The organism is Achromobacter sp. RTa (genome assembly GCF_000757485.1).
Lineage (GTDB): Bacteria > Pseudomonadota > Gammaproteobacteria > Burkholderiales > Burkholderiaceae_B > Achromobacter.
This window is the reverse complement of sequence record NZ_JPYO01000036.1, coordinates 157093-183337: the sequence shown is the minus strand read 5'-3', so window position 1 is coordinate 183337 and position 26245 is coordinate 157093. Positions and strand designations below refer to the sequence as shown.

The following is a 26245-nucleotide window of genomic DNA, read 5'->3' as shown; positions in this document are numbered from 1 at the left end:
GACCAGTGTCTGACACCCGTACGAGACGCACGCCATTGCGCCTCGGTGCCTCGCGGGTGTCTGACACCAAGCGGCGGCCAATACGTGTGTCTGACACCCGGAAAGGCCTGCGCCAAGCCGTTCCGACATCTCCTCGGGTCAGACACTGTCCGGCCCCTCTCGGCCTACAGCGCGCTCAGAATCGCGTCGCGGGCCTGGTGGGAGAGTTCCAGGCGGGTGGGCAGGCTGCCGTCGGGGTGGCGGGCGGGCAGCGGGGGCAGGAAGACCACTTCCACGGCCAGGCCGGTCACGCCCAGCACGCGCCAGAGGTTGGCGACCAGGGATTCCTCGCCCACGAATGCGGCGTAGCCGCTGCGCTTGCCGTGCTGGAGAAAGCGCAGGGCGACCGGCTGGATCTCCACGGCGGCGGCGCGGGCCGGTTCGAACAGGCTGGCGTGGAAGGGAAGCAGCTCGAAGCCTGTGCTGGTCGTGCCTTCGGGGAACAGGCCCACGGCGTCGCCCTGCTTGAAGCGGGCCTGCATGGCCTCGCCCATCGCGTGCACGGCATGGCGTTGGCCGCGTTCGATGAACAGCGTGCCGGCGCCTGCCACCAGCCAGCCTATGACCGGCCAGCTGCGGATTTCGCTCTTGGCGACGAAGGACGTGGCGCGCGCCGAATTGAGCACGAAGATGTCGATCCACGATACGTGATTGGCCACCATCAGCACCGGCCCCGTCAGGCGCGGTTCGCCCTTCAGGATCACGCGCAGGCCGCAGAAGGCCATCAGGCAGCGGGACCAGCGGCGGTTCAGCCAAGCGCGCTTCCCGTTCCCGAGCAGCGGATACACCAGGCCCACGCAGAGCAGGCCGAAAATGATCCAGGGCAATACAAGGAACAGCCTAAGGACAAAGCGCAGCAGCTTCAAACCGGAGTCTCCCAGGCCAGGCTGCCACCCACGACGGTGGCGCGTACACGGCCGGGCAGCATCATACCCGCGAACGGGGTGTGGCCGCTGCGGCTTTGCAGCGCGCCCGGCGTCACCAGCCATTCGGCGTCCAGGTCGGCCAGGCAGAGGTCCGCGGGCGCGCCCACGCCCAACTGGCCGCCGGACTCCGCCAGCGGCGCAATCCTGCCCAGCACCGAGGCGGGGCCGCAGGTAACCCGCGCCAGCGCCTCGGCCAAGGGCCGGCGGCTGTCGCGCGCCCACTTCAAAGCCAGGGACAGCAGCAGTTCCAGGCCCGTGGCTCCAGGCGCGGACAGGGGGAACGGCACGGCTTTCGCGCGCCCCTCGACCGGCGCATGATCCGAACACAGGGCGTCGACCGTGCCATCGGCCAGCGCCGCCTGGATCGCATCGCGGTCGCGCTGGCCGCGCAGCGGCGGATTCAGGTGGAAATTCGTGTCGAAGAAGCCGATATCGACATCGGTCAGGTGCAGGCTGTTGACGGACACGTCCGCGGTCAGCGGCAGGCCTTCGCGCCTGGCCGCGCGCAGCAGTTCCAGCCCGGCCGCCGTGGACAGCCGCGTCAGGTGCACCCGGGCGCCGGTGGCGCGCTGCAATTCGAAGACCGTCTGCAAGGCCACCGTCTCCGCCTGCGGCGGCAATCCTTGCAGGCCCAGGCGTTCGGCATAGGCGCCGCCGGCGGCCACCGCGCCGCGCGCAAGCCAGGGGTCTTGCGGGCGCAGCCACAACGTATGGCCCAGGCTGCTGGCGTAGCGCATCGCGCCCCACAGCACGCGCGTGTCGGCAATACCCTGGTCGCCTTGCGCGCAGGCGAGGCAGCCGGCCCCGGCGAGCAAATCCATTTCGGCCAGCGTTTCACCCGCGAGGCCCACGGTCATCGCGCCCAGCGGACGCACACGGCATTGCCCCGGATGAGCCTGGCGCATCAACGCGTCCGCCTTGCCCGGCTCGTCCAGGGGCGCTTCCGGGTCGGGAGGCAGCACCAGGCAGGTCACGCCGCCCGCCAGGGCCGCGCGCAACTCGGAAGGAGCGAAGGCCGCCGCGCCGGGTTGCGAGACCCGCGCGGACAGGTCGACCAGCCCCGGCAACACCGCCAGCCCTGCCGCGTCGAACCGGCGGTCGGCCTCGAAACCGTCGGGCCTCCGGCCCACCGCCGCAACGCGGCCTTCGGCGATAAAGAGATCGTGCGGTCCGTCCACGCCGTTCGCGGGATCGATCAGCCTGCCATTCGCGATATGCAGCCTCATGACGCATCTCCTGCAAGCAGCCCCAGGGCAGCCTCGCGCACACGCTGTTCGAGCCCCGCCAGCCGCGCCTGCACGGGCGCCAGGCTAGCCGCGACATCGCCGTCGAGCTCGATGCCGGGTTCCAGCTCGCCTGCGGGCAGCAGCAGCGCGTCGGGCCGGGCGCCGGCCAGCGCGCCCGGCGTCAAACCATAGGAATGCGCATACTCGCGGGCCGAAGGCAGCAGCGCGCCGCTGATCCGTTCCATATCGAGAGGCAGGACGATGATGACGTCGGCGTCCTGCAGCCCTTCCCGCAGCGAGGCGCAGGCGCGCACGCCCAATTGCGCCAGGCTGTCGGGCAGCAGGCCGCGCGGCGCCGCCGCGCGCACTTCCGGAACGCCCAGCGTGGTCATGGCGTGGATCGCCGAGCGCGCCGCGCGCGAATGCCGGACGTCGCCCACCAGCGTTACCGCCAGGTTCGTCAGGTCCCCCTTCGCCTCCAGCATCGCCTGCACCAGCGCCAGCGCCGGCAAGGGATCGGCATGGCTGCCGTCGCCCGCGTTGACGATGCGCAGGCCCGCCGACGCATGGGCGGCCGCGCAGTGCGCCGCTCCGCTCGCCGCGTGGCGTAACACCAGCAGGCCCGGCTCCAGGCCGGCGACGGTGCCGGCCAGCGCATCGCCGGCCCGGGCGTCCAACGCAACGGGCTGTAGCCCGAGGCGCGTGGCGGCGGCGGCGAAATCGCTGCGATCCCGTGCCGCATCGTCCGGCAGGCAAAGGAATACCGGCAGCCCCGAAGCGGTACCGGCAGGAGCCGCGCCGCCCTCGAGGCCGCGCGCGGCGTCCAGCAGCCGCTCGACGTGGCGCCGGGGCAGGCCTTCCGTGGTCAGCAGGTGTATCAGTTCGCCGCGGCGATCGAGTTGCGGATTGAGCATAGGCAAGCCTGGCGGCAAGCGTCAGGCCGCCGGCAGGGTATCCAGATATCGTTGCAGGATAACAGCCGCCGCCATCGCATCATCGGCGGCATGCGTGCCGAGCAGGCGCTGCGCCTCCATGCTGGAGCCGCGTTCATCCACCAGTTCGACGGCGACGCCGAAGCGGCCATGCAATTGGTTGGCGAAACGGCGGCAGCGCGCGGTGGCGGGCTGTTCGCCGCCGTCGGCGTCCAGGGCCAGCCCCACCACGACGCGGCGGGGCTGCCATTCCTGCAGCAGGGCGGCGATGCGGCCGAAGCGCGCCTCGCGCACTTCGCTGAAGATGATTTCGAGCGGGCGCGCCTGGCGCGTCAGCGTGTTGCCGATGGCGATGCCGATCTTCTTCTCGCCGAAATCGAAGGCAAGCAGGGTTTCCTCAGGCATGGCCCGCGTCGCCCGCCAGCATGACCGGATCGATGCCCAGCAGCTTGAGCGCGGCGGGATAGCGGTCTTCGGGCGGCACGTCGAAAATGATGCTGTCGTCGGCGCCCACGCTGAGCCAGGCGTTCTGGGCCATCTCGCTTTCGAGCTGGCCCGCGCCCCACCCCGCATAGCCGAGCGTAACCAGCATGCGGGCCGGCCCGTTGCCCTCGGCAACGGCCTGCAGCACATCGCGCGACGTGGTCAGCGCCATGCCGCCCAGCTTGATGCTGGAACTGTAGTCGCCTGCGGGCGCATGCAGCACGAAGCCGCGGTCGGTCTGCACCGGGCCGCCGAAGAAAACCAGGGTGTCCTTCACGGGGCCGATCTCGAGCGTCAGGTCGATGCGCTCGAACAAGGTGCCCAGCGTCAGATCGGTGGGGCGGTTGATGACCAGGCCCAGCGCGCCACGCTCGGTGTGTTCGCAGACATAGATGACCGAGCCCGCCAGGCTGCCCTCCACCATGCCCGGCATGGCGATCAGGAACTGGTTGGCGAAATTGGCCGCCTGCGTCGTGGATTCGTCTTGGTGAGTTTCCGTCATGGCAACCCCTTCGTGGGTAGTCTGAGAGAACCGTGGGACGGGCCGCGCGGACGCGGTCCCTCATGCCTTGCGGCAGGCCGTCCTACGATTGCGAGGGATGGGGCTTGATCCCATCTTACGAGCCTTGGCGGAATATGTCGGCTGCGCCGTGTCAGATTTCCATCAATTCGAAGTCCTCTTTGCGCGCGCCGCATTCGGGACAGACCCAATTCGGCGGCACGTCTTCCCAGCGCGTGCCGGGGGCAATGCCCTCGTCGGGCAGGCCGGCCTCTTCATCGTAGACCCAGCCGCAAATCAAACACATCCATGTACGCATAGTTCTCTCTTACATCAAATCCTGGCCCTCGCCCCGGCGGCAGGGCAAAGGTGAAGGGCTTCCATTAGAATGGGGACAATCTTACCGAAACCCAATAGGGGTTCCCCTGATTCGCAGCAAATGAGTCCGGGTACCCTTACTCAAGCGCTGTCCAAGTGGCCCCCGTTACTCCCCCTCTCGTTTTGGTCTTCGGTCCGCTCGATCCCTCGGGCTCCGACGGTTTGCCGGCAGACGCCGTCACCTGCGCCCGCCTGGGCTGCCACGGCCTGGCGGCCGTAACCGCGCTGACCGTGCGGGATACCGCCGGCATCGAAGAAATCCACCCCGTCTCGCCCGACCTCCTGGACGATCAGGCGCGCTGCCTGCTCGAAGACATGTCGGTGCAGGCCATCAAGGTGGGCGGACTATACACTGCGGAAACGGCCAGCGTGGCCGCGCAGATCGCCGCCGACTACAGCCAGGTGCCGCTCGTCCTGCACCTGGGCCAGCGCGCCCAGCCCCCGGCCGACGCCGCCGACGAGGACGAGGCCGACGACCTGCTGGCGGCGACCCTGGAATTGGTGCTGCCCCAGACCGACCTGCTGGTCATCGAGCACCTGCGCCTGGCGCAGTGGCACGCCGACGGCGATATCGATATCGGGGACGCACCCTCGCCCATGCACGCCCTGGTGGCGGCGGGCGCTGAATGGGTACTGGTCCTGGGCAGCCCCCAGCGTCCCGGCCACTATGCCAACATGCTGCTGGGGCCCAATGGCCAGACCAGCACCCTGCCGTGGCAGGCCCCGCCCGACCGCAACGGCGACGCCGGCGGCGTGGCCGCCACCGCCATTGCCGCCATGCTGGCACGCGGGCTGGACATGCCCGAAGCCGTGCGCCAGGGTCTGGCCCACGCCGACGCATCCATCGCCGCCAGTTTCCTGCCGGGCATGGGCCGGCGCATTCCCAACCGGATCCATCCGCAATGAAAGCGCTGCGTTTCCCCGCCGGCCTGTACGGCGTCACCCCCGAATGGGACGATACCGACCGCCTGCTGCAGGCTGTCCGCAAGGCCGCCGAAGGCGGCATGCGCTCGCTGCAGCTGCGCCGCAAGAACGTGCCCGACTCGGTGCGCGCCGAACAGGCGCGCGCGCTGGCGCCGCTGTGCCGCGAACTGGGCGTGGTCTTCCTGATCAATGACGACTGGCGCCTGGCGCTGGACGTGGGCGCCGACGGCGCGCACGTGGGCCGCGACGACGATAGCCTGGCGCGCATCCGCGCCGAGGCCGGCCCCGACCTGATCCTGGGCGGCTCCAGCTACGACGACCTCGTCCGCGCTCGGGAACTGCTGGACGCCGGCGCCGACTACATCGCCTTCGGCGCCATGTTCGCCTCCACGGTCAAGCCCGACACCGTGCGCGCGCCGCTCTCGGTCCTGGCCGAGGCCCGCCGCCTGACGGACGAACGCGGCGCCCCGCGCCCCGCGGTCGTCGCCATCGGCGGCATCACGCCCGACAACGCGCCGCTGGTGGCGCAGGCCGGCGCCGACGCCATCGCCGTCATCACCGGACTCTTCGAAGCGCCCAGCATCCGCGCCGCCGCGGCGGCCTGCGCCGCGCCCTATTCCGCCAACCCCAACCGCAAGCCTTGAACGCCATGTCCAGTAACGCCCAGCTTTTCGAACGCGCCTGCCGCAGCATCCCCGGCGGCGTCAACTCGCCCGTGCGCGCCTTCCGCTCCGTGGGCGGCACCCCGCGTTTCATCAAGCGCGCGCAAGGCCCGTACGTATGGGACGCGGAAGACAAGCAGTACATCGACTACGTGGGCTCGTGGGGCCCCGCCATCCTGGGCCACTCGCACCCCGACGTCGTGCGCGCGGTGCAGGAAGCCGCGGTTAACGGCCTGTCGTTCGGCGCCCCCACCGAAGCGGAGATCGAACTGGCCGAAGTCCTGATCTCGCGCCTGCCCTCGCTGGAACAGGTCCGCCTGGTCAGTTCGGGCACTGAAGCCACCATGACGGCCATCCGCCTGGCGCGCGGCGCCACCGGCCGCGCCAAGATCGTGAAGTTCGAAGGCTGCTACCACGGCCATTCGGACAGCCTGCTGGTCAAGGCCGGTTCGGGCCTGCTGACCTTCGGCAATCCCAGCTCGGCCGGCGTGCCGCCGGAATTCGTGTCGCACACGCTGACCCTGGAATACAACAACCTGGACGCGGTGCGCGAGGCTTTCGCCCGCCATGGCGCCGACATCGCCTGCATCATCGTGGAGCCGGTCGCCGGCAACATGAACCTGATCAAGCCCGCGCCGGGCTTCCTGGAAGGCCTGCGCGAGGTCTGCACGCAGCATGGCGCGCTGCTGATCTTCGACGAAGTCATGACCGGCTTCCGCGTGGGCCCGCAAGGCGTACAGGGCCTGACGGGCGTCAAGCCCGACCTCACCACGCTGGCCAAGGTGATCGGCGGCGGCATGCCGGTAGGCGCGTTCGGCGGCAGCGCCGAAATCATGAAGCACATCGCTCCGCTGGGCGGCGTCTACCAGGCCGGCACCCTGTCGGGCAACCCCGTGGCCGTCGCCGCGGGCCTGGCCACGCTGCGCCTGATCGCCGCGCCCGGCTTCTACGAGAAGCTGTCGGCCCAGACCGCCAAGCTGGCCCAGGGCCTGCAGGAACGCGCGCGCGCCGCCGGCCTGGCCTTTTCCGCCGATTCGGTGGGCGGCATGTTCGGCATCTATTTCAGCGACAAGGTGCCCTCCTCGTTCGCCGAGGTCTCGGCCTGCGACACCGCCGCATTCAACCGTTTCTTCCACGCCATGCTGGACCATGGCGTGCACTTCGCGCCTTCGGCGTTCGAGGCCGGCTTCGTCTCGGCCACGCACGACGACGCCGTGATCAAGTCCACCCTGGACATCGCGGAAAAGGTCTTCGCGTCGATGTAAATCCCGCGGGGAGCCGGCCCTCGGCCGCCCCCCTCATGGGGTCTTGTAGCGCTCGTACAGGGCCGTGACGTCCCTGACGTAGGCCTGGGTTTCGGCGTAGGGCGGCACGGCATCGTACTTGCGCACCGCGCCTTCGCCCGCGTTGTAGGCCGCCAGCGCCAGGTCCAGCCGGCCGGGATACTGGTCGATCAGCCTGCGCAGGTGGCGCGACCCCGCCTTCACATTCGTGGCGGGATCCACCAGCGCGGTCTCGATGTCGTCCACGGCCAGCAGCGACGCCGCCGTCGCCGGCATCAGCTGCATCAGGCCCAGCGCGCCCTTGGGCGAGCGCGCATCGCTGCGGAATCCCGATTCGATGGCGATGACCGCAGTCAGCAGGGCCTGGTCCACGCCTGAATCCTGGGCGGCTCGGGCGATCAGCCCATCATGCGCGGTAGGCACCTTGGCGTCTCCCCATTGCAAGGCGCGCGACGCCGGCTCCAGCGTGGCCAGGCGCGCACCGTCGCCGGACTTGGGCTCGCAGGCCATGCATACCTTCACGCCGCTACGCCACGCGGCGCGGGCCTGCGCCCGCTTGTAGTACTTGGCGTGGCCCGTGGGCACCTTCATGGCCCGCCAGACGCCGAAGGGATCCTTGTAGCGGTAGATATCGGCCGCCTGGGCCGGCCGGGCCGGCGCCAGCGCCAGAGCGCCCGCCAGGATGGCCGCCAGCGCCGCCATGCCCCCGGCGCGCGCCAGAAAGGCGCGCAGGGCCGGGAAAATGGGTTGGGCTTGGCGATGCATGGGCGGTGCTCCGGCGGCGTCCAGGGACGCGTTGGCGAGTTCCTATGCTGCTGCGCCTGCGCCGATTTGTCGCTCGTACCAACGCCCTAATCCTGCGTCGCCTCCCTCAGGAAAAAACAGGGACATAACTAGGGCTTGCGGCCGGCCTTGATACCTACTTTCCAGTAGCTCCGGAAGCTTGCGCTAGAATATGTCCTAATATTTCGCATCATTACCAAATGAATTAACTTGGCCGCCAGTGCCAAGCGGGAGAGGCCGAGATGGACGCAACGAATACGCTTCAGCTGACGCTGGACGCCACCACCCGGGTCCTGACGGCGCGCTACACGCCGCCGCCTCGCCCCGAATCGGCCGAGGGGCCGGCAGACGCACTATCCCCTGGCCCGTCGGCCGGAAGCGATGGCGCCGACATCGCGCTCGCCGACCCCGCCGTCGAAGCTCGCCCCTTCAACCTCGACCCGCCCACCTGGGACACGCTGGCCGCTGCCGCCGTGGCCCAGGGCTGGGCAGCCGAGGCGCTGGACAGCCAGGCGGTGCTGGCCTTCATCGGGCAATGCCGCAATGCCGAGGAATCCGTCGAAGGGCCGGTCGGCATCGTCGTCGACGGCAGCTTCGACCTGGAACTGGACCCGGCCCGCATGTCGGTGCTGCTGACGCTGTACCCTCCCAAGGGCGGCGCCCCCGTCGCACTGGAAGCCGTGTGCCAGACGCTGGCCGACCAGGGCATCGTCCATGGCGTGCTGGAACACGAGTTGGCCGAGGCCGTCGAACGCGGTGCGCGGGAAACGGTGCTGATCGCCCGGGGCACGCCGCCCACCCGCGGCACCCCGACGCGCTTCGAAAGCCTGCTGGACCGCTTGAAGCCCCGAGGTGAAGACATCGATGAGCTGGCCCAGGTGGACTACCGCGACTTGGGCAACCTGCTCCTGGTGTCTCCCGGCACGCCGCTGATGCGGCGGTCGCCGCCGCTGCCTGGCGTGGACGGCACCGACGTGATGGGCAAGCCCGTCCTGCCGGAGGAAATGCCCGATACGCCGTTCGCCAAGGACCTGGCGGGGGTCGAGATCGATCCGGAAGACCCGCTATTGCTGCGCGCGGCCATCGCCGGCACGCCCACCCTGGTCAGCCATGGAGTGCAGGTGAACCCCATGGTGGAGGTGGACGCCGTCAACCTGACCACCGGCAACATCAATTTCGAAGGCTCGCTGCAGGTGCGCGGCGACATCAGCGCCACCATGGAGGTACGCGTGACCGGCGACGTCGTCGTCAACGGCACGATGGAAGCAGCGCTGGTGGAGGCCGGAGGCAACGTCACGGTGAAGGGCGGCATCATCGGCACGGCCGAAGCCCTGCAGGACGCCGCCGCCGCCGCGCGCACGGCCCGCATCGTCTGTGGCGGCGCGCTGCGCGCCAGGTTCATCGCCAACGCGATCGTCAGCGCCGGCAAGGACGTGGACGTTGAGCGTGAAATCCGCCAAAGCAATATCGCCGCCGGCGGCAGCATCAACGTCGGTCCGCCCAATACGCAGCAAAGCGCCATCGCGGGCGGGCAGGTGCGCGCCCTGCAAGGCGTGCGCGCCGGCACCATCGGCGCCGCCTCCGGTATCCCGACCTTGGTGCAGGCCGGGCTGGATCCGCATGCCGACATCAAGCGTTCGGCGCTGGCGCGCAAGCGACAGCAGATGAACGAAGAAAAGGCCAAGCTGGAAAAGCTGCTGACCTTCCTGCAGGCCAATCCCCAGCGCGCGCCCGGCGACGTGGCGGAGCGCGCGCGCAACACCCACGCCAAGCTCAGCCACGAAATGCTGGAACTGGACGCGGAGGAAGCCCAATTGGCCCGCGAGCTCCAGCCCTTGCAAACCGCCACCATCGCGGCCGCCAAGCGCTTTTGCAGCGGCGTCACGATTCAGCTGGGCAACAAAATGCAGGAATTCCTGGAAGACCAGATCGGCGGCAAGGCCAAGCTGGAAGAAGGGCAGATCGTCATCCGCTGACGCCGCCCCCCGGGGCCGGCGGCGCTAAGGCGCCAGTTCCTTGAACCAGGCTCGCGGCGAAATGCCGCGGTCGGGACCGAGGATGGAAAAGCCGCCGTCCACCGGAATGTCCACGCCGGTCATCCATGAGGCCGAGTCGGAACAGGCGAAACACACTACCGCGGCGATCTCCTCGCCCGACCCGACACGGCCCAGCGGATGGAAATGGGCTCCCACCGCATCGGCCGCCTCGCGCGACCCGCCCGACAACTGCTCCACCGACGGCGACCAGGTCCAGGCGGGCGACACGGCCAGCACGCGCACGCCCGCGGGCGCCAACTCCACCGCGAAGTTCTTGGTGATCTGCAAAAGCGCCGCCTTGGAGGCCGGATACAGCGCGCGTCCGGCCGCGCCGAACTTGCCGCCGGTGCTGCCCATGTTCACCACTACGCCGCCCCGCGGCAACAGCGGCGCCGCAAGCTGCGTGAAAATGGCCGCCGACACCAGGTTCGTGTCCAGCGTGCCGTGCCATTCCTCGCGCGACGACGCCAGCCCGCGGTCCGCGTACTGGCAGGCGTTGTTCACCAGGATGTCCAGCCTTCCGAAGCGCGACATGGCCGCATCGATGCAGCGTTGTATCTGGCTGTCCTGCCCGATGTCCGTCTCGCAGTACAGCGCGCGGCCCTGCAAGCCCCGCTCCAGCGCGCGCCCCGCCTCGGCATTGCGCCCGACCAGCACCACGTTGGCGCCGGCCGCGGCCAGCCCTCGCGCAATATCCGCGCCCAGCCCCTGGGTGCTGCCGGTCACGATGGCGGTCTTGCCGGCAACGCCGGGGAATCCTGTGAAATCCATGAATCCTCCTAAGTTCTTTCAGGCGCCGCCGCCCAGCGCAGCGCTTCCGCCACGGGACCGGTGCGCGCGATCAGGCGCATGCTGGCCAGCGAGGCCTCGTGCACCGCCGGGTCCGCCGAGGCGCAAGCGTCCTGTGCCACCATCACCTCGAAACCGATGTCGGCGGCATGGCGCACGGTGCCCTCGACCACGGAATGCGTGGCGACTCCGGCCACCACCAGCCTGCGCGCGCCCAGCACCCGCAGAGTTTCCTCCAGCGGCGTGCCATAGAAGGCGCTGATGCGGGTGTGCTTCACGACAAACTCGCGCGCGCTGCCGGGCAAGGGCTGCAACCCCTCGTAGAAGGCGCTGCCCCACTGCCCTTCCGCCACCGCCCCGATGGCGGCCACGTTGCGGAAAATGGCGCAATTGGCCAGCAGATCGGCGTAGTCCGGCCGGAAGGCGATGCGCACGTGCACGATGGGCAGCCCGCCGGCCCGCGCGCCGTTCAGGAGCGCGGCGGCGTTGTCCAGCAGGCGTTGCCGCGCAAGCCCATCCGCGTCCAGCCCGACGCGGATCTTGCCGTCGGGATGCAGCACGTCGTTCTGGTAATGCAGCGCCAGCACCGCTGTGTCCGGCGCCGTCACACGAACCCCTCGAACACGTCGTGCACGTCGTCGCAATTGACCAGGTCCACCCGCTTCATGCGGATGCGCCAGCTATCGCCCTCGGCGGCGAGCTTGTGGGTATAGCGGCCGGCCAGCTGGCGCGGCTCGCGCTTGCGCCATTCGGTCATCTGGAAGACGGAATGCACGACTAGGTTGCCGCCCGCGTCCACGCCTTCCACCTGCACGCCTCCCACCAGCCGAGCGCTACGCGTGGGCGGCTGCTGCGACCAGTTGCGCGGGTGTTCCAGCCGCCGGATGCGCACGTCGCGCAGCATGCGGTCCTCCCAGAACAGCGAGATATGGTCGTACGGACTCTGCTGGCCGGGCACTCGCGGCATCCAGTACATGCCGTCGGCCGTCCACAGCGCCTGCCAGTCCGCGTAGCGGCGCTCGTCCAGCAAACGGGCTTCGCGGTACAGGAACTGCGCGATGCGATGGTAGGCGTCGGCCGGCGCCTCGGCGGGCGACAAGCCGTCGGTCGCGACGTCGAAATCAAGGTCTAGCAGCATGCGGCGTCTCCGGTGGCGGCCGCCGCGCCCGTATGCGCGGCGCCGGCTTCCATGTAGGTCTTCCAGGCGCGGAACTGGTTGCGCATCGGCAGCTCGCTGGTGCCGTTCAGGGACACCATGCCGTCGGCCTCGCTGCGGTCGGTGCCGTGGTAGCGGTGCATGCTGACCCATTCGCCGCCGCGCGTCGCGTTGCCTTCCTGGCAGCGGTTGTAGAGTTCGATGTCGTCCGGCATGACATTGGACGAGGGCGAATTGATGACGTTGGCATACAGCATGGCGCGCTTGAACACGCCGTCCGGCGCGCCCTTGCAGCGGAATGTCTGGATCTCGATCATCGTCCGGTCCACCGCTATGGGGCGGATCACGCGGAACTGCTGGAACACCGTATGGGGCGACCCGCTGCCATAGATAACGGTGTTGTGGCGGTTCATGCCCAGGATCTCGCGGGCCCGCGTTTCGCCGTAGGCGGCGCTCAGCGTTTCGAAGTGCGCGCGCGAGACGGGGTCGCGTTCGGCTGCACCCGGATTGAAGATGCCCTCCATGTAGCCGTGGCCGTTAGCGTAGGCGCGCAGCTCCAGCTTCTCCCAGAACTCGTAGGGCTCGCCGTTGCCGTCCATGATGTGGAGCTCCAGCGGCATCTCGCCGATCTCCTTGGCCTCGTCGCGGGCCGCGGCATACGAGGATTCGTGCGTGACCCGGGCATGCATGGTGTCGTGCAGGTTTTCGTAGAACACCTTCCAGTTCGACCGCTGCATGACGCGGAAGATGCCTCCCGCCACTTCCACCTCGCCCACGGGCGAGCGGTCGCAGAGATTGTCGATGGACGAGCGCACGCCGCCCAGGAACTCCTCCAGCCCCTGCCCCTGGGCCGATTGGCTGGCGAACACGAAGCCCCGGTAGCTTTCCACGCGCGGCAGCCGCCGCATCGAGAACGACGGATCGGCGGGATCATAGGCGGTTCCTTCCAGGCCTTGCTTGAGCGGCACGCCCAAGTGGCTGCCATCCAGCTTGAAGGTCCAGGCGTGGTAAGGGCAGCGGAAGAATTTTCCGGCGCAGCCGTCGCCATCGGCCACCACTTTCGCGCCCTTGTGGGGGCAGCGGTTGTACAGCACATGGACGCGGCCGTCGGAGGCGCGCACCATCAGCACGTCCTGGTCTCCCAGGCGGGTGGTGTGATAATCGCCCGTCTTCGGCACCTGGCTTTCATGGCCCACATAGACCCAGGCGCGGCCATAGATGCGCTGCATCTCCAGGTCGAAAATGGCCGGATCGGTGTAGACGGCGCGATGCACGCTGTCGCCGCGCACCATGGCGGCCAATTGCTCTTCGGTGTATGCCATGGCCGCCTCCTATTTGCCTTCGCTGTCTTTCCAGCGCGCCATCAGCGTGTTGGACGGCAGGGTCTCGTCCAGCAGCTTCGCCGCCGTTTCGCGGCCGGCGGTCGGCAGGCCCTTGGGGTCCAGCAGGCCCACCTGGACCAGCACGCTGGCCTGGTCCCAGTAGATGTGCTCGTGATAGAGCTTGTCGCCACGGAACTTGACGATGGCCACCAGCGGGATCTCCACATACTTGCCGGTGGGCGGCACCCCGGGCAGCATCCAGTCGATCTCGGTGGTGTGCGTGAAGCAGAACAGCAGTTCATCCACGATCTGCGTGGCGCCCACCGTGCGCGACAACGGCACCAAGCGGGTGTCGGGCGGATTGCTGTTGACGAAATGGTGCTGGTAGAAGCGGCTCAGTTCCTTGTGGCCCACGCCGCCCGTCATGGTGGGGATATGGTTCACATAGGGCTCGGCCACCATGGTGGCCATGGTGGCCGCCACGTCGCGCGTGCCGAATTCGTATTCGCAGTGCTTGTCCCACAGGTACGAATAATCGAACTCCGGCCCGATGGCGCGCTGCAGCGCGGCCATGCTGCGCTGGTGCGCCATCAGCGCGGACGGCTTGTCGTAGTGATCGCCGCCCGTGCGCGCGAACGCGTGGTCCACGCCCGGATAGACGTAAAGCTCCACGCCGGGCTTGCCGCCCAGCGCCTCCAGGATGCGCTGGCGCGCCTCGGGCGGACAGAAGCCGTCCTGCTCGGCGATGTGCAGCACCAGCCGGCCGCGCAGCCCGGCGGCTTCGTCCAGGCTGTTTTCGATGCCTACGCCGTAGTAGCCCACCGCCACGTCCACATCGGTGCGGCAGGCGGCCAGATAGGCCAGCTTGCCGCCCAGGCAATAGCCCAGCACGCCCACCCCGCCCTGCTGCTCGGGCAGTTCGCGCAGCGCGGCTATGGCCGATGCGATGTCGCGCAGGCCCAGTTCCACGTCGAAGCCCTTATAGAGTTCGAAGGCGCGCGGCATATCGGCCGGACCGTCCGTCAACTGGATGCCCGGCTGCTGGCGCCAGAACAGATCGGGCACCAGCACCACGTAGCCTTCCTCGGCCAGCAGTTGCGCGGCGCGGCGCATGAAGCCGTTCACGCCGAAGATCTCCTGGCACAGCACCAGGCCGGGGCCGTGCCCGGACGCCGGCACCGCCAGATAGGCGCCGAAGGATTTGCCATCATGCGAGGCCACCATCACGTCGCGCGTCGTAATGCTCGAGGTCATGCGTATCTCCTTATTACGGGCGTCCGCCCTACTTCATCCGGCAGGAAGCGGCGAACGGATCCTGGTACTGGGTCAGCACCGTGCCCGACAGTTTGTTCGACAGCTTTCCGCCCGCGCCCGCCTCGACGATGCGCAGGTAGTAGTTCTGCACCGGATACTGGTTGCTGTTGAATCTGAAATCGCCCCGCACGGACTTGAAATCCGCGCGGCGCAAGGCTGGGCGCAGCGCGTCCGCGTCCAGCTTGCCGCCGGTCTGCCGCACCGCGCTGTCCAGCAGCATGGCGGCGTCGTAGCCCTGGGACGCGTACAGCGTGGGGCTGCGCTTGTAGGCCTTCGTGAAATCCTCCACGAACTTGCGGTTCGCCGGATTGTCCAGGTCGGCGGCCCACTGGGACGTGTTGCGCAGGCCCTCGATGGGCGCGCCGACGGCGGCGATCGTGTCCTCGTCGCCCGAGAAGCCGGGCGCAAGCAACGCGATTTCCTTGCCCAGGCCCGCTCCGTTGAATTGCTTGATGAAGTTCACGCCCATGCCGCCCGGCAGAAAGAAGAACACCGCGTCGGGCTTGCTGGCGCGCAGCCGCGTGATTTCCACGCCGTAGTCGAGTTGGCCGAGCTGGGTGTAGATCTCTTCGGACAGCCCGCCCTTGTACAGGCGCTTGAAGCCGTTGAGCGATTCGCGGCCGCCGGGGTAGTCCGGCGCGATCAGCGCCACGCGCTTGTAGCCCTGGTCGGCGGCGTACTTGCCCATCGCGGCCGGGATATCCTCGTTCTGCCACGCGACCGCGAAGAAATTGGGATTACAGCCCGCGCCGGCATAGTTTTCCGGCCCGGTATTCGTGCTGAGGTAGATGGTGCCCGATTGCAGGATGGCCGGCATCACGGGCAACAGCACGTTCGAGAACACGATGCCCGTCATGACGTCCACATGGTCGCGCTTGAGCAGGCGCTCGACAGCCTGGCGGCCCGTGTCCGCCTTCTGCTGATCGTCCGCCACCACCACCTCGGCCGGCAGCCCGCCCAGCTTGCCTCCCGTATGTTGCAGTGCGAGATTGAAGCCGTCCCGGATCTCGTTGCCCAGCGCCGCACCGGGCCCCGAGAGCGTGGTCAGCAGGCCGATCTTGATCTTGTCGGCCGCCGCCGCATTGGCCGCGGCAGCCATGCATGCCAGCGCGGCCAGCGCGCGCCTGCGCCATAGGTTTCGATTCATGAGCCACCCCGTTTTCCCCGCCGGCCCCGCCGGCGGAAAGCTGACAGAACCCGTCTGCCCCGGTCGATGCGTGCTGCCGAAAGCGCGGGGCCTCGCAGGCGCCCGCGCACAGGCCCTAGATTAGGCCGCCCGGGGGTGCGGCTCTATCCGATTACAGTCAGTCTTATCCGGGATTCACTTAATTCCAAGCGCCAGCCGTTTAAATTACCCTGGCCTGAGATACGGGAGGGTTCCCGTACCGGAGGCATGCATGCATGGCTGGTCACGACTCACGCTGGCGCCCCTGTTGAAGCGGCGCGTCTTCAGCTCCACCCAGCAGGACGAAACGCGGACGCTCGTGTCCGAAGCCCTGAAGGAACACCGCCTGACCTGGAAAGGCGGCCGAGTGGACGCGGAACTGAACCGGGCCCGTTTCGGATCCCTCACGGTCTGTACCCTGCGCTACGGCGCCGAAGTCCACATCGAACCCGACAGGCTGCAGGATTTCATGCTGGTGCAGGTGCCCCTGCGCGGGCGCGCCTGTATCGAATGCGGCAACGACCGGGTCGACGCCGGCCCCGAGTGCGCCGCCGTCATCGCCCCCAACCGCCCGCTGCGCCTGCACTGGGAAGCCGGCTGCGAGCAGCTGCTGCTCAAGATCCCGCGCGGCAAGCTCGAAGCCATCGGGCTGCGCGCCTTCGGCGAGGCCGCCGCCGGCCCGCTGGACTTCAGCCCCGCGCTGCGCCTGGACACCCCAGTCGGCGCCGCCTGGTGCAGCATGGTCGCAAGCCTGATCCACCTGCTGCCCACGCTGGACGATGGCGCGCCCCGTCCGCCCGCGGCCTGGCTGGAGCATCTGGAAGACACCCTGATGCTGCACCTGCTCTACAACCAGCCGAACAGCTGGCAGGCGCGCGCAGGCCTGGCTCCGGCGCTCCCGCGCCGCCTGACGCTGGCCGAGTCCTACATGCGCGAGCACCTGTCCGCCCCGCTGACCCTCATCGACATCGCCCGCCACGCCGGCGCCAGCGCCAGCGCCCTGACGCGGCTGTTCCAGGAACACCGCGACACCACCCCCATGAACGCCCTGCGGGCGCTGCGGCTGGACACCGCCAGGCAGAAACTGAAGTCGGACGCCCACGCCAGCGTGACCGAGGTCGCGCTGGGCGTGGGGTTCGGGCACCTGGGACGGTTTTCGGAGTATTACCGCGAACGCTTCGGAGAATTGCCGCGCGAGACGCGGCGCGTGACGGGGTGACGGCGAGCAGGTGTCTGACACCCGTACGACAAGGCCTTGCAAGCTTGAAATGAGGCATCGGGGTGTCTGACACCCGGCAACACCGCTGCACGCCGTGACGTCGTCTCGTACGGGTGTCAGACACCTGACCATATGGACACCTGACTTATTTACCCCCCCCTGCCAACGGCGCGCAGCGTCAGCACCAACCGCAAGACGCCGCGTAAGCCCCACGAGGCCGCCCGCGCGGCCGGCATGGGGCGGGCATCGAAAGATCCTCCACCACCACCCCGCCCGCCGCCAGAACCCTAAGCACACCCACCGCCCCAGCAGCCGTCAGATTGCAACTGAAAAAGCCCGGCGCGACGGGGCCTGGGGCGCGCGGGGAGTCGATAAGCCCGAGGGAATCCGAAGGAGTCGCCGCAGGCGAGGACGAGGATGACGACGGGGAAGTCCGGAGCGAAGGCTCCGGACCGCAATCGTTGACCCGCGCGCCCCAGGCCCCGTCGCACCGGGCGTCTCAAGAACTCAAACAACAAGCCAAAAAAACAGCCTACGCAATCACTAAGCCGGCACCACCGCCGTAACCTCGATCTCCACCTTCGCCCGGTCCTCGACCAGATCGGCCACCTCCACCGCCGTCATCGCCGGGAAATGCCGTCCGATCAGCTCCCGGTAGTGCTTGCCGATGTCGGGATAGGCCGCCACGTACTCGTCCTTGTCCGTCACGTACCACGTCATGCGGACGATATGCTCCGGCTTGGCTCCCCCCTCCGCCAGAATCGCAACGATATTCGCCAGCGTCTGGCGCACCTGCTCGGCCAGGTCATCCGTCTCGAACTGCTGCTGGCCATTCCACCCCACCTGCCCGCCCACGAAAACGAGCTTGCTGCCCACCTGCATCTCGGTGAGCACGCCATTCGAATAGCCCCGGGGCGCCATCCAATCCGGCGGTTGCAGAATCTTCATAACGTCATCCTATTTTCAAGAAAAACAAACTACAGGGTGATCCCCGCCGCTCAGGCGGCGGGAACCAGATAAGCCTGCATGCGTTCCCGCAAGTCCGCAGGCAGCGGCATGGACTTCATCGTCCGCAAATCCACCGTCACGATCGTCAGCGTCGCCGACAGGCGCAGCTGACCGTCCGGCCCTTCGAACTTCACCAGCGCCTTGAACGACGCGCCCCCGATGCGCTGCACCTCCAGCACTTGGCGCAAGCGCTCGTGCCAGCGGCTGGGCGCGCTGAAATCGCACTGCACCGACGCCGTCGGCGTACCGATCTGCCGTTCCACGTGCAACGCGTGGAACGGCAGCCCCATGCCCTTGTCGAACCACTCCTCGACGAAGTCGTTGATCATCTCGAAGTAGCGGGGGTAGAAGACGATGCCCGCCGGATCGCAATGGCGGAAGCGGACTTCGACCTGGCTGATGAACGGAGCTGCCATGGGAATTCCTTATTGCCTGTTCACGCCATCTTGCGCAGCGCGAAGCGTTGCAGCTTGCCCGTTTCGGTGCGCGGCAGCGCCTCCACGAACTCGATGGCGCGGGGATATTTGTAGGGCGCGATGCTGGCCTTGACGAACTGCTGCAGGGCGGCGGTCAGTTCGCTGCCGGCCTCGTAGCCCGGCTTGAGCACGACGAAGGCCTTCACCACCTGGCCGCGCTCGTCGTCGGGCGCCCCGACCACGCCGCATTCCGCCACGGCCTCGTGCCGCAACAGCGCGTCCTCGACTTCCGGGCCGGCGATGTTGTAGCCGGCGGAAACGATCATGTCGTCATTGCGAGCCTGGTAGAACAGGTAGCCGTCCTCGTCCTGCAGAAAGGTATCGCCGGGCAGGTTCCAGCCGTCGTGCACGAAGCGGCGCTGGCGCTCGTCGGCCAGGTAGCGGCAGCCCGTGGGCCCCTTGATGGCCAGACGGCCCACCGTGCCGTTGGGCACCGGCTTCATCTCATCGTCCACGATCTGGGCAACATAGCCCGGCACGACGCGGCCGATCGCGCCGCGGCGCACGGACTCCGGCGGGCTGGACACGAAGACATGGATCATTTCCGTGCCGCCTATGCCGTCGATCATCTCGATGCCGCTGGCTTCCTTCCAGAGCTGGCGCGTGGCGTCGGGCAGGGCTTCGCCGGCGGAAACGCTCTTCTTCAGCGAGGAAATATCGAACTTGCCGACCAGGGCCGCCATCTGCCGGTAGAAGGTCGGCGCCGTGAAGACGATGGTGGCGCGGAATTCCTGGATCAGCTCCAGCAGGCTCTCCGGCGAAAGCTTTTCCGCCAGCACCGTGCTGGCGCCCACCCGCAGCGGGAAGCACAGCAGGCCGCCCAGGCCGAAGGTGAAGGCCAGCGGCGGCGTGCCGCAGAAGATGTCGTCCGCGGTCGGCTTGATGACGTGCTTGGGGAACAGGTCGCACATCGCCAGCACGTCGCGGTGGAAGTGCATGCAGCCCTTGGGCGCGCCCGTGGTGCCGCTGGTGAAGGCGATCAGGCACACATCGTCGGCCGCCGTGTCGCAGGCCTCGAAGTCGTCGGGCTTGGCCGCGGCCAGGGCGTCCAGCGCATCGGGCGCGGCATCGTTGAAATACATGATCTTCGACAACGCGGGGCAATGGTGCTCGTGCCCGGGCCGCACGCAGAAATCCGCCTCGTCTTTCAGGCGGATGTCGCACAGCACGGCCTGGACCTGCGCCTTATCGATGATCTGCTTGAGCTCCTTGGCCCGCAACAGCGGCATCGTGGGCACGGTCACCAGGCCCGCCTTGACCGCGGCCAGCCAGGACGCGGCCATCATGGGATTGTTCGGCCCCCGCAGCAGCAAGCGGTTGCCGGAGACCAGGCCCATGTCCTCCGTGAGCACGCGGGCGATGCGGTTGCTCAGCGCCGCCAGCTCGCGATAGGTCATCACGGCCTGCTTGCCATCCTGGCGCCAGCGCAGCGCGATGCGCTCGCCGTGGCCGCGCTCGACCATGGCATCCACCAGTTCGGCCGCGCAATTGAAACGCTTGGGATAGGCCACGTCGGGACCGTCGAGCAGGAACTCTGGCCATTGTTCGCCCGGGGGCAGATTGTCCCGGGCGAAGGTGTCGATGTGGGCGGATGCTTCCATGAAATTCCCCTTGGCTATGCGGTGTTGTTGCTTGCCTGGACGCCGGAGCCCGATGGCTCTTCTACGCCTTCAGCAGTTCACGGGCGATGATCAACTTCTGCACTTCGGTGGCGCCTTCGTAGATACGCAGCGCTCTGATTTCCCTGTAGAGCTTCTCCACCGGCATCCCCGACACCACGCCCGCGCCGCCGAACATCTGCAGCGCGCGGTCGATCACGGTTTGCGCCGATTCCGTGGCCGTCATCTTGGCCATGGCCGCTTCACGCGTGGTGCGCAGCTTCTTGACGTCGCGCATCCACGCGGCGCGGTACGTCAGCAGCGCCGACGCATCGATGGCGGTCGCCATGTCGCCCAGCGCGGCTTGCGTCAGCTGCAGGTCGGCCAGCGTCTGGCCGAACATGCGGCGCGACTTGGAGCGCGCCACGGCCTCGTCCAGCGCGCGGCGGGCGAAGCCCAGCGCCGCCGCCGCCACCGAGGCGCGGAAGATGTCCAGCGTCATCATGGCCAGCTTGAAGCCCTGGCCCGCGTCGCCCAGCCGCTGCGACGCCGGGATGCGGCAATCGTCGAACGTAATGGTGGCCAGCGGGTGCGGGGCGATCAGGTCGATGCGTTCGCTGACTTCGAAGCCGGGCGTGCCGGCATCCACCACGAAGGCGCTGATGCCGCGCGCGCCGGGCGCTTCGCCGGTGCGCGCGAAGACGCAATAAAAGTCCGCGATCCCGCCGTTGGAGATCCAGGTCTTGGCGCCGTTCAGCACATAGTGGTCGCCGTCCAGCCTGGCCTCGCAGGCCAGCGCCGCCACGTCCGATCCCGCTTCGGGCTCGGACAGCGCGAAGGCGGCGATCGCTTCGCCCCGCGACACGCGCGGCAGGTAGCGCTGGCGGACCTCGTCGGATCCCATGAGCGAAATCGCGCCGCTGCCCAGTCCCTGCATGGCGAATGCGAAGTCCGCCAGCCCTTCGTGGCGGGCGAAGGTTTCGCGCAGAATGCAGACGGAGCGCGAATCCACCTCGGGCAGCGCGCCGCCCCATGTTCCGCCCGGGCCGCCCGCCACCGCGTAGCGCAGCCAGCCGGCCTGCCCCATGGCCTTCACCAGCTTCTTGCAGGCGCCGTCGGCGTCATGGTGATCCACGTCCCCCAGGGACGCTTCGCACCACGCGTCGACCTCGTGCGCCAGCTTGCGGTGCGCATCGTCGAAAAAAGGCCAGTCCAGCCAGCTTGTGTCGCGCATGCTCAGTCCCCTTCGAACACCGGTTTTTGCTTGGCCACAAAAGCCTCGTAGGCGCGGTGGAAATCGCGCGTCTGCATGCAGATGGCCTGGGCCTCGGCTTCGGCCTCGATAGCCTCGTCCACCCCCATGTTCCATTCCTGGTGCAGCAGCTTCTTGGTGACGCCATGGGCGAAAGTCGGGCCCGCGGCCAACTGCGCGGCCAGCGTCTGCGCGGCGTCGGCCAGCGCGCCGGATTCGTGCAAGGCATTGAAGAAGCCCCAGCTGGCGCCCTCTTCCGCCGTCATCGCGCGGCCCGTGTACAGCAGCTCGGAGGCGCGGCCCTGGCCGATCATGCGCGGCAATAGCGTGCAGGCGCCCATGTCGGCGCCGGCCAGGCCCACGCGGGTGAACAGGAAGGCGGTCCGCGCCGCGGGCGTGCCCAGGCGCATGTCCGAGGCCAGCGCCACCATGGCGCCCGCGCCGGCGCAGACGCCGTCGACCGCCGCCACGATGGGCTGCGGGCAGGCGCGCATGGCCTTGACCAGGTCGCCCGTCATGCGGGTGAAGTCCAGCAGTTCGGGCATGGACATACGGGTCAGGGGGCCGATGATTTCGTGCACGTCGCCGCCCGAGCAGAAGTTGCCGCCCGCGCCCGTCACCACGACCACCTTGATATCGGTGGCATAGACCAGCGACCGGAACAAATCGCGCAGTTCGGCGTAGGAGTCGAACGTCAGCGGGTTCTTGCGCTCGGGACGGTTCAGGGTGACCGTGCCGATCTTGCCGTCGGCCGACACCTGCCACAGGAACGTCTTGGCCTGGTAGCCGGCGAACGGACGCTTGTGGTGCTTCATGGTGTGTTCTTCGGGCTGGGTGCTCATGGTGTCTCCATTCTGGGATCTTCGGGATGGGTGGGGCGCCGGCCTCAGCCGGTCATCACTTCGCCGCCGTCGACGGCGATGGCCTGGCCGTTGACGGAAGCCGAGGCCGGCAGGGCCAGCCAGGCAACTGTTTCGGCCACTTCCTCGGGCTGCACCAGGCGGCCCTGGGGGTTGCGCTCGGCCAGTTTGGCGCGGGCGGCCTCCGGCGTCATGCCGGTCTTGTCGACGATGTTCGAGACCGCGCCGCGCACGATGTCGGTTTCGGTGTAGCCGGGACAAACGGCATTGACCGTTACGCCCTTCTGGGCGGTCTCCAGCGCCAGCGAGCGGGTCAGTCCGACCACGCCGTGCTTGGCCGCGCAATAGGCGCTGACGTAGCCGTAGCCGATCAGGCCGGCGGTGCTGGCCACGTTGATGACCCGCCCCCACTTCTCTTTCAACATGCCGGGCAAGGCCGCCTGGATGCAGTGGAACGTGCCGGTCAGGTTGACAGCGATCATGGAGTTCCACAAGGCCGCATCGGTGCGGTCGAAGCGTTCGCTGACCGCCTGGCCGGCGTTGTTCACCAGCACCAGCACCGGACCGAATTCCGTCTCGGCCTGGGCGAAGGCGGCCCGTACCGAGCCCTCGTCCGCGATGTCGGCGCTGACGGCCTGCACCTGCCCCAGGCGGGCCAGGCTGTCGGCCGCGGCGTCCAGTGCGGCGCCGTCGCGGCCCAGGAGCGTGACCCGGGCGCCGCGCTGCAGCAGGGCCCGGGCGCAGGCGAGCCCGATGCCTCGGGCGCCGCCCGTCACCAGGGCATGGCGCCCGGCCAGGGGGAGCGGAGTTGCATTCATTTGATGTCCAGTTGCGCCATGGCGGCGGCGCGTTCGAAATTGGTTTCCAGCTGGCGCTTGCCGGCGAAGTACTGGCTCGGCCACGTTACGTCACGGTAGCCCACCCGCGCCGCTTCGCGTAGCGTCCAGGAGGCGTCAGCCAAATGGGGACGCGCCAGCGCGCAAAGATCCGCCCGGCCCGAGGCGATGATGCCGTTGGCGTGGTCGGCCTCGAAAATGGCGCCCACCGCGATGGTGGGGATGCCGGCCTCGTTGCGCACCCGGTCCGCGAACGGGGTCTGGAACATGCGGCCATAGACCGGCTTCTCTTCCTTGCTGACCTGGCCGGACGAGCAATCGATCATGTCGGCGCCGGCGGCCTTGAAGTGGCGCGCGATTTCCACGGCGTCGTCGGCCGTGATGCCGCCTTCCACCCAGTCGCTGGCGGAGATCCGCACCGACATGGGCTTGTTCTCGGGCCAGACGGCGCGCACGGCGTGGAACACCTCCAGCGGGAAGCGCAGGCGGTTTTCCAGGCTGCCGCCGTATTCGTCCTCGCGGCGGTTGGTCAGGGGCGAAATGAAGCTGGAAAGCAGGTAGCCGTGGGCGCAGTGCAGTTCCAGCCAGTCGAAGCCGGCCTGTTCCGCGCGGCGCGCGGCGGCGACGAAGTTGTCGCGCACCTCGTCCATGTCCGCGCGGGTCATGGCGCGGGGCGTCTGCGACACGCCTTCGATATAGGGCAAGGCGGACGCCGAAATCAGGGGCCAGTTGCCCTCGGCCAGCGGGTGGTCGATCTTCTGCCACCCCAATTGTGTGGATCCCTTGCGGCCGGCATGGCCCAGCTGCATGCCGATGCGGGCGTCGCTGTTGCCATGCACGAAATCGACGATGCGCGAGAAAGCCTGGCGCTGCTCATCGTTCCAGAGGCCGGGGCATCCCGGAGTGATCCGGCCGTCCGGCGACACGCAGGTCATTTCCACCATGACGAGGCCGGCGCCGCCCATGGCACGAGCGCCCAGGTGGACCAGGTGGAAATCGCCCGGCACGCCTTCGGTGCAGGAATACATGGCCATCGGCGATACCAGGATGCGGTTCTTGAGCCGCACACCGCGCACCGTGAATGGCGTGAGCATCGGCAGGGCCGGACGCTCGCCCGGCGCCGTCGCGGCGCCTGCGTGCTCCGCGATCCAGCGTTCGAAGCCTTCCAGCCAGGCCGGGTCGCGCAAGCGCAGGTTCTCGTGCGAGATGCGCTGCGAGCGGGTCAGCAGCGAATAAGCGAACTGCTCGGGCTCCAGATCGGCGTAGCGCGCGACGTTCTCGAACCATTCGGTGGAGTTGCGGGCGGCGTTCTGGATCTTCAGCACTTCCACGCTGCGCACGTCCTCATAGTGCTTGAGACCATGCTCCACGCTGCCTTCCGCGCCGCTCAGGCAACGGGCCAGTTCGATGGCGTCCTCGAGCGCCAGCTTGGTGCCCGAGCCGATGGAGAAATGCGCGGTATGGGCGGCGTCGCCCATCAGCACGACCGGCACGCGGCGCTGGCCGCGGGCCGTTTCCAGCAAGTTCCAGTGCACCCAGGTGTTGCAGATGACGCGCGGGAAGCGGATCCAGATGGCCGAACCGCGCAGGTGCGAGGCGTTGCTGACCAGCGGATTGCCGTCCAGCCAGGGCGCGAACAGCTTTTCGCAGTAGGCGATGCCATCTTCCTGGCTCATCTGCTCGATGCCGGCGGCCTGCCAGGTTTCTTCGGGCGTTTCCACGATGAACGTGGACATGCCGTTTTCGTAGCGGTAGGCATGCGCCTGGAACCAGCCGTGCTCGGTCTGCACGAAGGCGAACGTGAAGGCGTCGAACACCTTCTTGGTGCCCAGCCAGACGAAGCGGCAGCGGCGCTGGTCGATATCCGGATGGAACGTGTCCGCGTAGCGGGTGCGGATCTGGCTGTTGATGCCGTCCGAGGCGATGACCAGGTCGGCGTCGTATTCGCGGGCGATGGCCTGGTCGTCCTGCACGAAGTTCTCGAACACCAGCTTGACGCCCACGTCCTCGCAGCGCGCCTGCAGGATGTTCAGCAGCTTCTTGCGGCCGATGCCGATGAAGCCGTGGCCGCTGCTGCGCATGCTGCGGCCCTTGAAATGGATGTCGATGTCGTCCCAGTGGTTGAAGGCGTCGCCGATGGTCTGGGCGGAGATGGGATCGGCTTCGCGCAGGTTCTGCATGGTGGCGTCGGAAAACACCACACCCCAGCCGAAGGTGTCGTACGGGCGGTTGCGCTCGATCACGGTGACTTCGTTTTCGGGGTTCTGCAGCTTCATGAGCAGACCGAAATACAGGCCGGCGGGACCGCCGCCAATGCAGACTATTTTCATCGCCGTATACGCTCCGTGGTATGCGACAACCGCTCTGTATTCCTGGAGCTGGGGCCGCAGAGATTTAAACCTTGATAGTTTAGGCTTGAAATATATACCTGACGGGGATGGGTTGCAAATGGGGAAAGCATCTAGATGGCTAGCGGAAAAATGGGGACGATCTTTGGATTCTTTGCAGGTGTCCGACACCCCTACGGCAAGACGTTGCAAGCTTGAGGCAACGCAACGGGGGGGGGCTGACACCAATCGGGGTAGGAGCCTCTTCATCGAGGGTGTCTGACACCCGGGAAAAGGCTCTTCAAGCCTTGGCGCTATCTCGTACGGGTGTCAGACACGGATCACCACGACGGACTTCGCTGCACCGTGTCTGACACCCTACGGCAACGCGTTACAGGCTTGAGGCAACGCAACGGGGTGTCTGACACCAATCGGGGTGGGCGCACTTTCACTCGGGGTGTCTGACACCCGGGAAACGGCTCTTCAAGCCTTGGCGCTATCTCGTGCGGGTGTCAGACACGGATCACCACGGCCCGCGGCGATATCAGACACGGACTTCATCCCGCCGCCAGCGCGCAGCGTCATCATCCCGACGCAAGACGCCGCGTAGGCCCCACAAGGCCGCCCGCGCGGCCGGCATGGGGCGGGCGCCGCAAGATCCACCACCACCACCCGCCCGCGGCGAGAACCTCAAGAACCCCGCCCTCCCCGCCGACCGCCGGATTGCGGCCGAAAAAGCACGGCGTGGCGGG

At 68.0% G+C, this 26245-nt stretch carries 25 protein-coding genes; 5 read left to right on the top strand and 20 right to left on the bottom strand.

The window, feature by feature from the left end; all coding sequences use genetic code 11:
• Window positions 1-164 precede the first annotated feature (164 nt).
• The 6 genes from JL37_RS14070 to JL37_RS14045 all read right to left on the bottom strand — a co-directional run bounded on the left by JL37_RS14070 (window position 165) and on the right by JL37_RS14045 (window position 4424).
• Window positions 165-905 (bottom strand): 1-acyl-sn-glycerol-3-phosphate acyltransferase, encoded by a 741-nt coding sequence (locus JL37_RS14070; protein ID WP_043544753.1) that lies wholly within the window; start codon window positions 903-905, stop codon window positions 165-167.
• Window positions 902-2191, bottom strand: a complete 1290-nt coding sequence (locus tag JL37_RS14065; RefSeq protein WP_043544751.1) for a dihydroorotase — start codon at window positions 2189-2191, stop codon at window positions 902-904. The genes JL37_RS14070 and JL37_RS14065 overlap by 4 nt, the downstream gene beginning before the upstream one ends.
• Window positions 2188-3105 (bottom strand): aspartate carbamoyltransferase, encoded by a 918-nt coding sequence (locus tag JL37_RS14060; protein WP_043544750.1) that lies wholly within the window; start codon window positions 3103-3105, stop codon window positions 2188-2190. Before JL37_RS14060 ends, JL37_RS14065 begins: the two co-directional genes overlap by 4 nt.
• Before the next feature lie 21 nt (window positions 3106-3126).
• On the bottom strand, window positions 3127-3528 hold the full coding sequence (gene ruvX, locus JL37_RS14055) for a Holliday junction resolvase RuvX (RefSeq protein WP_043544749.1): 402 nt from the start codon (window positions 3526-3528) through the stop codon (window positions 3127-3129).
• The gene (locus tag JL37_RS14050) at window positions 3521-4108 is read right to left on the bottom strand and encodes a YqgE/AlgH family protein (protein WP_043544748.1); all 588 of its coding nucleotides are present in this window, start codon (window positions 4106-4108) and stop codon (window positions 3521-3523) included. Before JL37_RS14050 ends, ruvX begins: the two co-directional genes overlap by 8 nt.
• Before the next feature lie 151 nt (window positions 4109-4259).
• Window positions 4260-4424, bottom strand: coding sequence for a rubredoxin (locus JL37_RS14045; RefSeq protein WP_003814980.1), 165 nt, complete (start codon window positions 4422-4424; stop codon window positions 4260-4262).
• A 155-nt stretch (window positions 4425-4579) separates the two neighbouring features.
• On the opposite strand from JL37_RS14045, the gene JL37_RS14040 reads away from it, so the two are divergent.
• From JL37_RS14040 to hemL, 3 genes are read left to right on the top strand one after another with little or no spacing between them, the layout of a single operon-like run.
• Window positions 4580-5389, top strand: coding sequence for a bifunctional hydroxymethylpyrimidine kinase/phosphomethylpyrimidine kinase (locus tag JL37_RS14040; RefSeq protein WP_156124308.1), 810 nt, complete (start codon window positions 4580-4582; stop codon window positions 5387-5389).
• The gene (gene thiE / locus JL37_RS14035) at window positions 5386-6051 is read left to right on the top strand and encodes a thiamine phosphate synthase (protein WP_043544746.1); all 666 of its coding nucleotides are present in this window, start codon (window positions 5386-5388) and stop codon (window positions 6049-6051) included. Before JL37_RS14040 ends, thiE begins: the two co-directional genes overlap by 4 nt.
• A 5-nt stretch (window positions 6052-6056) precedes the next feature.
• Window positions 6057-7334, top strand: coding sequence for a glutamate-1-semialdehyde 2,1-aminomutase (gene hemL / locus JL37_RS14030; protein WP_043544745.1), 1278 nt, complete (start codon window positions 6057-6059; stop codon window positions 7332-7334).
• Window positions 7335-7367: 33 nt separating this feature from the next.
• Here hemL and JL37_RS14025 read toward each other — a convergent pair whose 3' ends face one another.
• Window positions 7368-8117, bottom strand: a complete 750-nt coding sequence (locus JL37_RS14025) for a lytic transglycosylase domain-containing protein (RefSeq protein ID WP_043544744.1) — start codon at window positions 8115-8117, stop codon at window positions 7368-7370.
• Between the two features lie 260 nt (window positions 8118-8377).
• Here JL37_RS14025 and JL37_RS14020 point away from each other — a divergent pair, with 260 nt between their 5' ends.
• Window positions 8378-10111, top strand: coding sequence for a DUF342 domain-containing protein (locus JL37_RS14020; RefSeq protein ID WP_043544743.1), 1734 nt, complete (start codon window positions 8378-8380; stop codon window positions 10109-10111).
• Between the two features lie 24 nt (window positions 10112-10135).
• On the opposite strand, the gene JL37_RS14015 is transcribed toward JL37_RS14020, so the two are convergent.
• The 6 genes from JL37_RS14015 to JL37_RS13990 are packed head-to-tail and all read right to left on the bottom strand — an operon-like array spanning window position 10136 to window position 15899.
• The gene (locus tag JL37_RS14015; RefSeq protein ID WP_043544742.1) at window positions 10136-10942 is read right to left on the bottom strand and encodes an SDR family oxidoreductase; all 807 of its coding nucleotides are present in this window, start codon (window positions 10940-10942) and stop codon (window positions 10136-10138) included.
• An 8-nt stretch (window positions 10943-10950) separates the two neighbouring features.
• On the bottom strand, window positions 10951-11568 hold the full coding sequence (locus tag JL37_RS14010; RefSeq protein WP_043544741.1) for a cysteine hydrolase family protein: 618 nt from the start codon (window positions 11566-11568) through the stop codon (window positions 10951-10953).
• On the bottom strand, window positions 11565-12098 hold the full coding sequence (locus JL37_RS14005) for an aromatic-ring-hydroxylating dioxygenase subunit beta (protein WP_043544740.1): 534 nt from the start codon (window positions 12096-12098) through the stop codon (window positions 11565-11567). Before JL37_RS14005 ends, JL37_RS14010 begins: the two co-directional genes overlap by 4 nt.
• Window positions 12089-13438, bottom strand: coding sequence for an aromatic ring-hydroxylating dioxygenase subunit alpha (locus JL37_RS14000; protein ID WP_043544739.1), 1350 nt, complete (start codon window positions 13436-13438; stop codon window positions 12089-12091). The genes JL37_RS14005 and JL37_RS14000 overlap by 10 nt, the downstream gene beginning before the upstream one ends.
• 9 nt (window positions 13439-13447) lie before the next feature.
• On the bottom strand, window positions 13448-14692 hold the full coding sequence (locus JL37_RS13995; protein WP_043544738.1) for a dienelactone hydrolase family protein: 1245 nt from the start codon (window positions 14690-14692) through the stop codon (window positions 13448-13450).
• Between the two features lie 28 nt (window positions 14693-14720).
• Window positions 14721-15899 carry an ABC transporter substrate-binding protein gene (locus JL37_RS13990; protein WP_043544737.1) on the bottom strand — a complete coding sequence of 393 codons (1179 nt, stop codon included), beginning with the start codon at window positions 15897-15899 and terminating at the stop codon, window positions 14721-14723.
• Between the two features lie 250 nt (window positions 15900-16149).
• On the opposite strand from JL37_RS13990, the gene JL37_RS13985 reads away from it, so the two are divergent.
• A complete protein-coding gene (locus JL37_RS13985; protein WP_043544736.1) occupies window positions 16150-17136 on the top strand; it encodes an AraC family transcriptional regulator in 987 nt (328 codons plus the stop codon).
• 543 nt (window positions 17137-17679) lie between these two features.
• Here the strand turns inward: JL37_RS13985 and JL37_RS13980 are convergent.
• The 7 genes from JL37_RS13980 to JL37_RS13950 all read right to left on the bottom strand — a co-directional run bounded on the left by JL37_RS13980 (window position 17680) and on the right by JL37_RS13950 (window position 25496).
• Window positions 17680-18084 carry a RidA family protein gene (locus tag JL37_RS13980; RefSeq protein ID WP_043544735.1) on the bottom strand — a complete coding sequence of 135 codons (405 nt, stop codon included), beginning with the start codon at window positions 18082-18084 and terminating at the stop codon, window positions 17680-17682.
• A gap of 50 nt (window positions 18085-18134) precedes the next feature.
• A complete protein-coding gene (locus tag JL37_RS13975; RefSeq protein ID WP_043544734.1) occupies window positions 18135-18560 on the bottom strand; it encodes a thioesterase family protein in 426 nt (141 codons plus the stop codon).
• 20 nt (window positions 18561-18580) lie between these two features.
• Window positions 18581-20221: an AMP-binding protein gene (locus JL37_RS13970; RefSeq protein WP_043544733.1), complete on the bottom strand. Its 1641-nt coding sequence runs from the start codon at window positions 20219-20221 to the stop codon at window positions 18581-18583.
• A 61-nt stretch (window positions 20222-20282) separates the two neighbouring features.
• Entirely contained in the window at window positions 20283-21452 is a 1170-nt protein-coding gene (locus JL37_RS13965) for an acyl-CoA dehydrogenase family protein (RefSeq protein ID WP_043544732.1), read from the bottom strand.
• A 2-nt stretch (window positions 21453-21454) separates the two neighbouring features.
• Window positions 21455-22312 (bottom strand): enoyl-CoA hydratase family protein, encoded by an 858-nt coding sequence (locus JL37_RS13960; protein WP_043544731.1) that lies wholly within the window; start codon window positions 22310-22312, stop codon window positions 21455-21457.
• A 44-nt stretch (window positions 22313-22356) separates the two neighbouring features.
• Window positions 22357-23148, bottom strand: a complete 792-nt coding sequence (locus tag JL37_RS13955; protein ID WP_043544730.1) for an SDR family NAD(P)-dependent oxidoreductase — start codon at window positions 23146-23148, stop codon at window positions 22357-22359.
• A complete protein-coding gene (locus JL37_RS13950) occupies window positions 23145-25496 on the bottom strand; it encodes a bifunctional salicylyl-CoA 5-hydroxylase/oxidoreductase (protein ID WP_043544729.1) in 2352 nt (783 codons plus the stop codon). Before JL37_RS13950 ends, JL37_RS13955 begins: the two co-directional genes overlap by 4 nt.
• Between the last annotated feature and the right edge of the window lie 749 nt (window positions 25497-26245).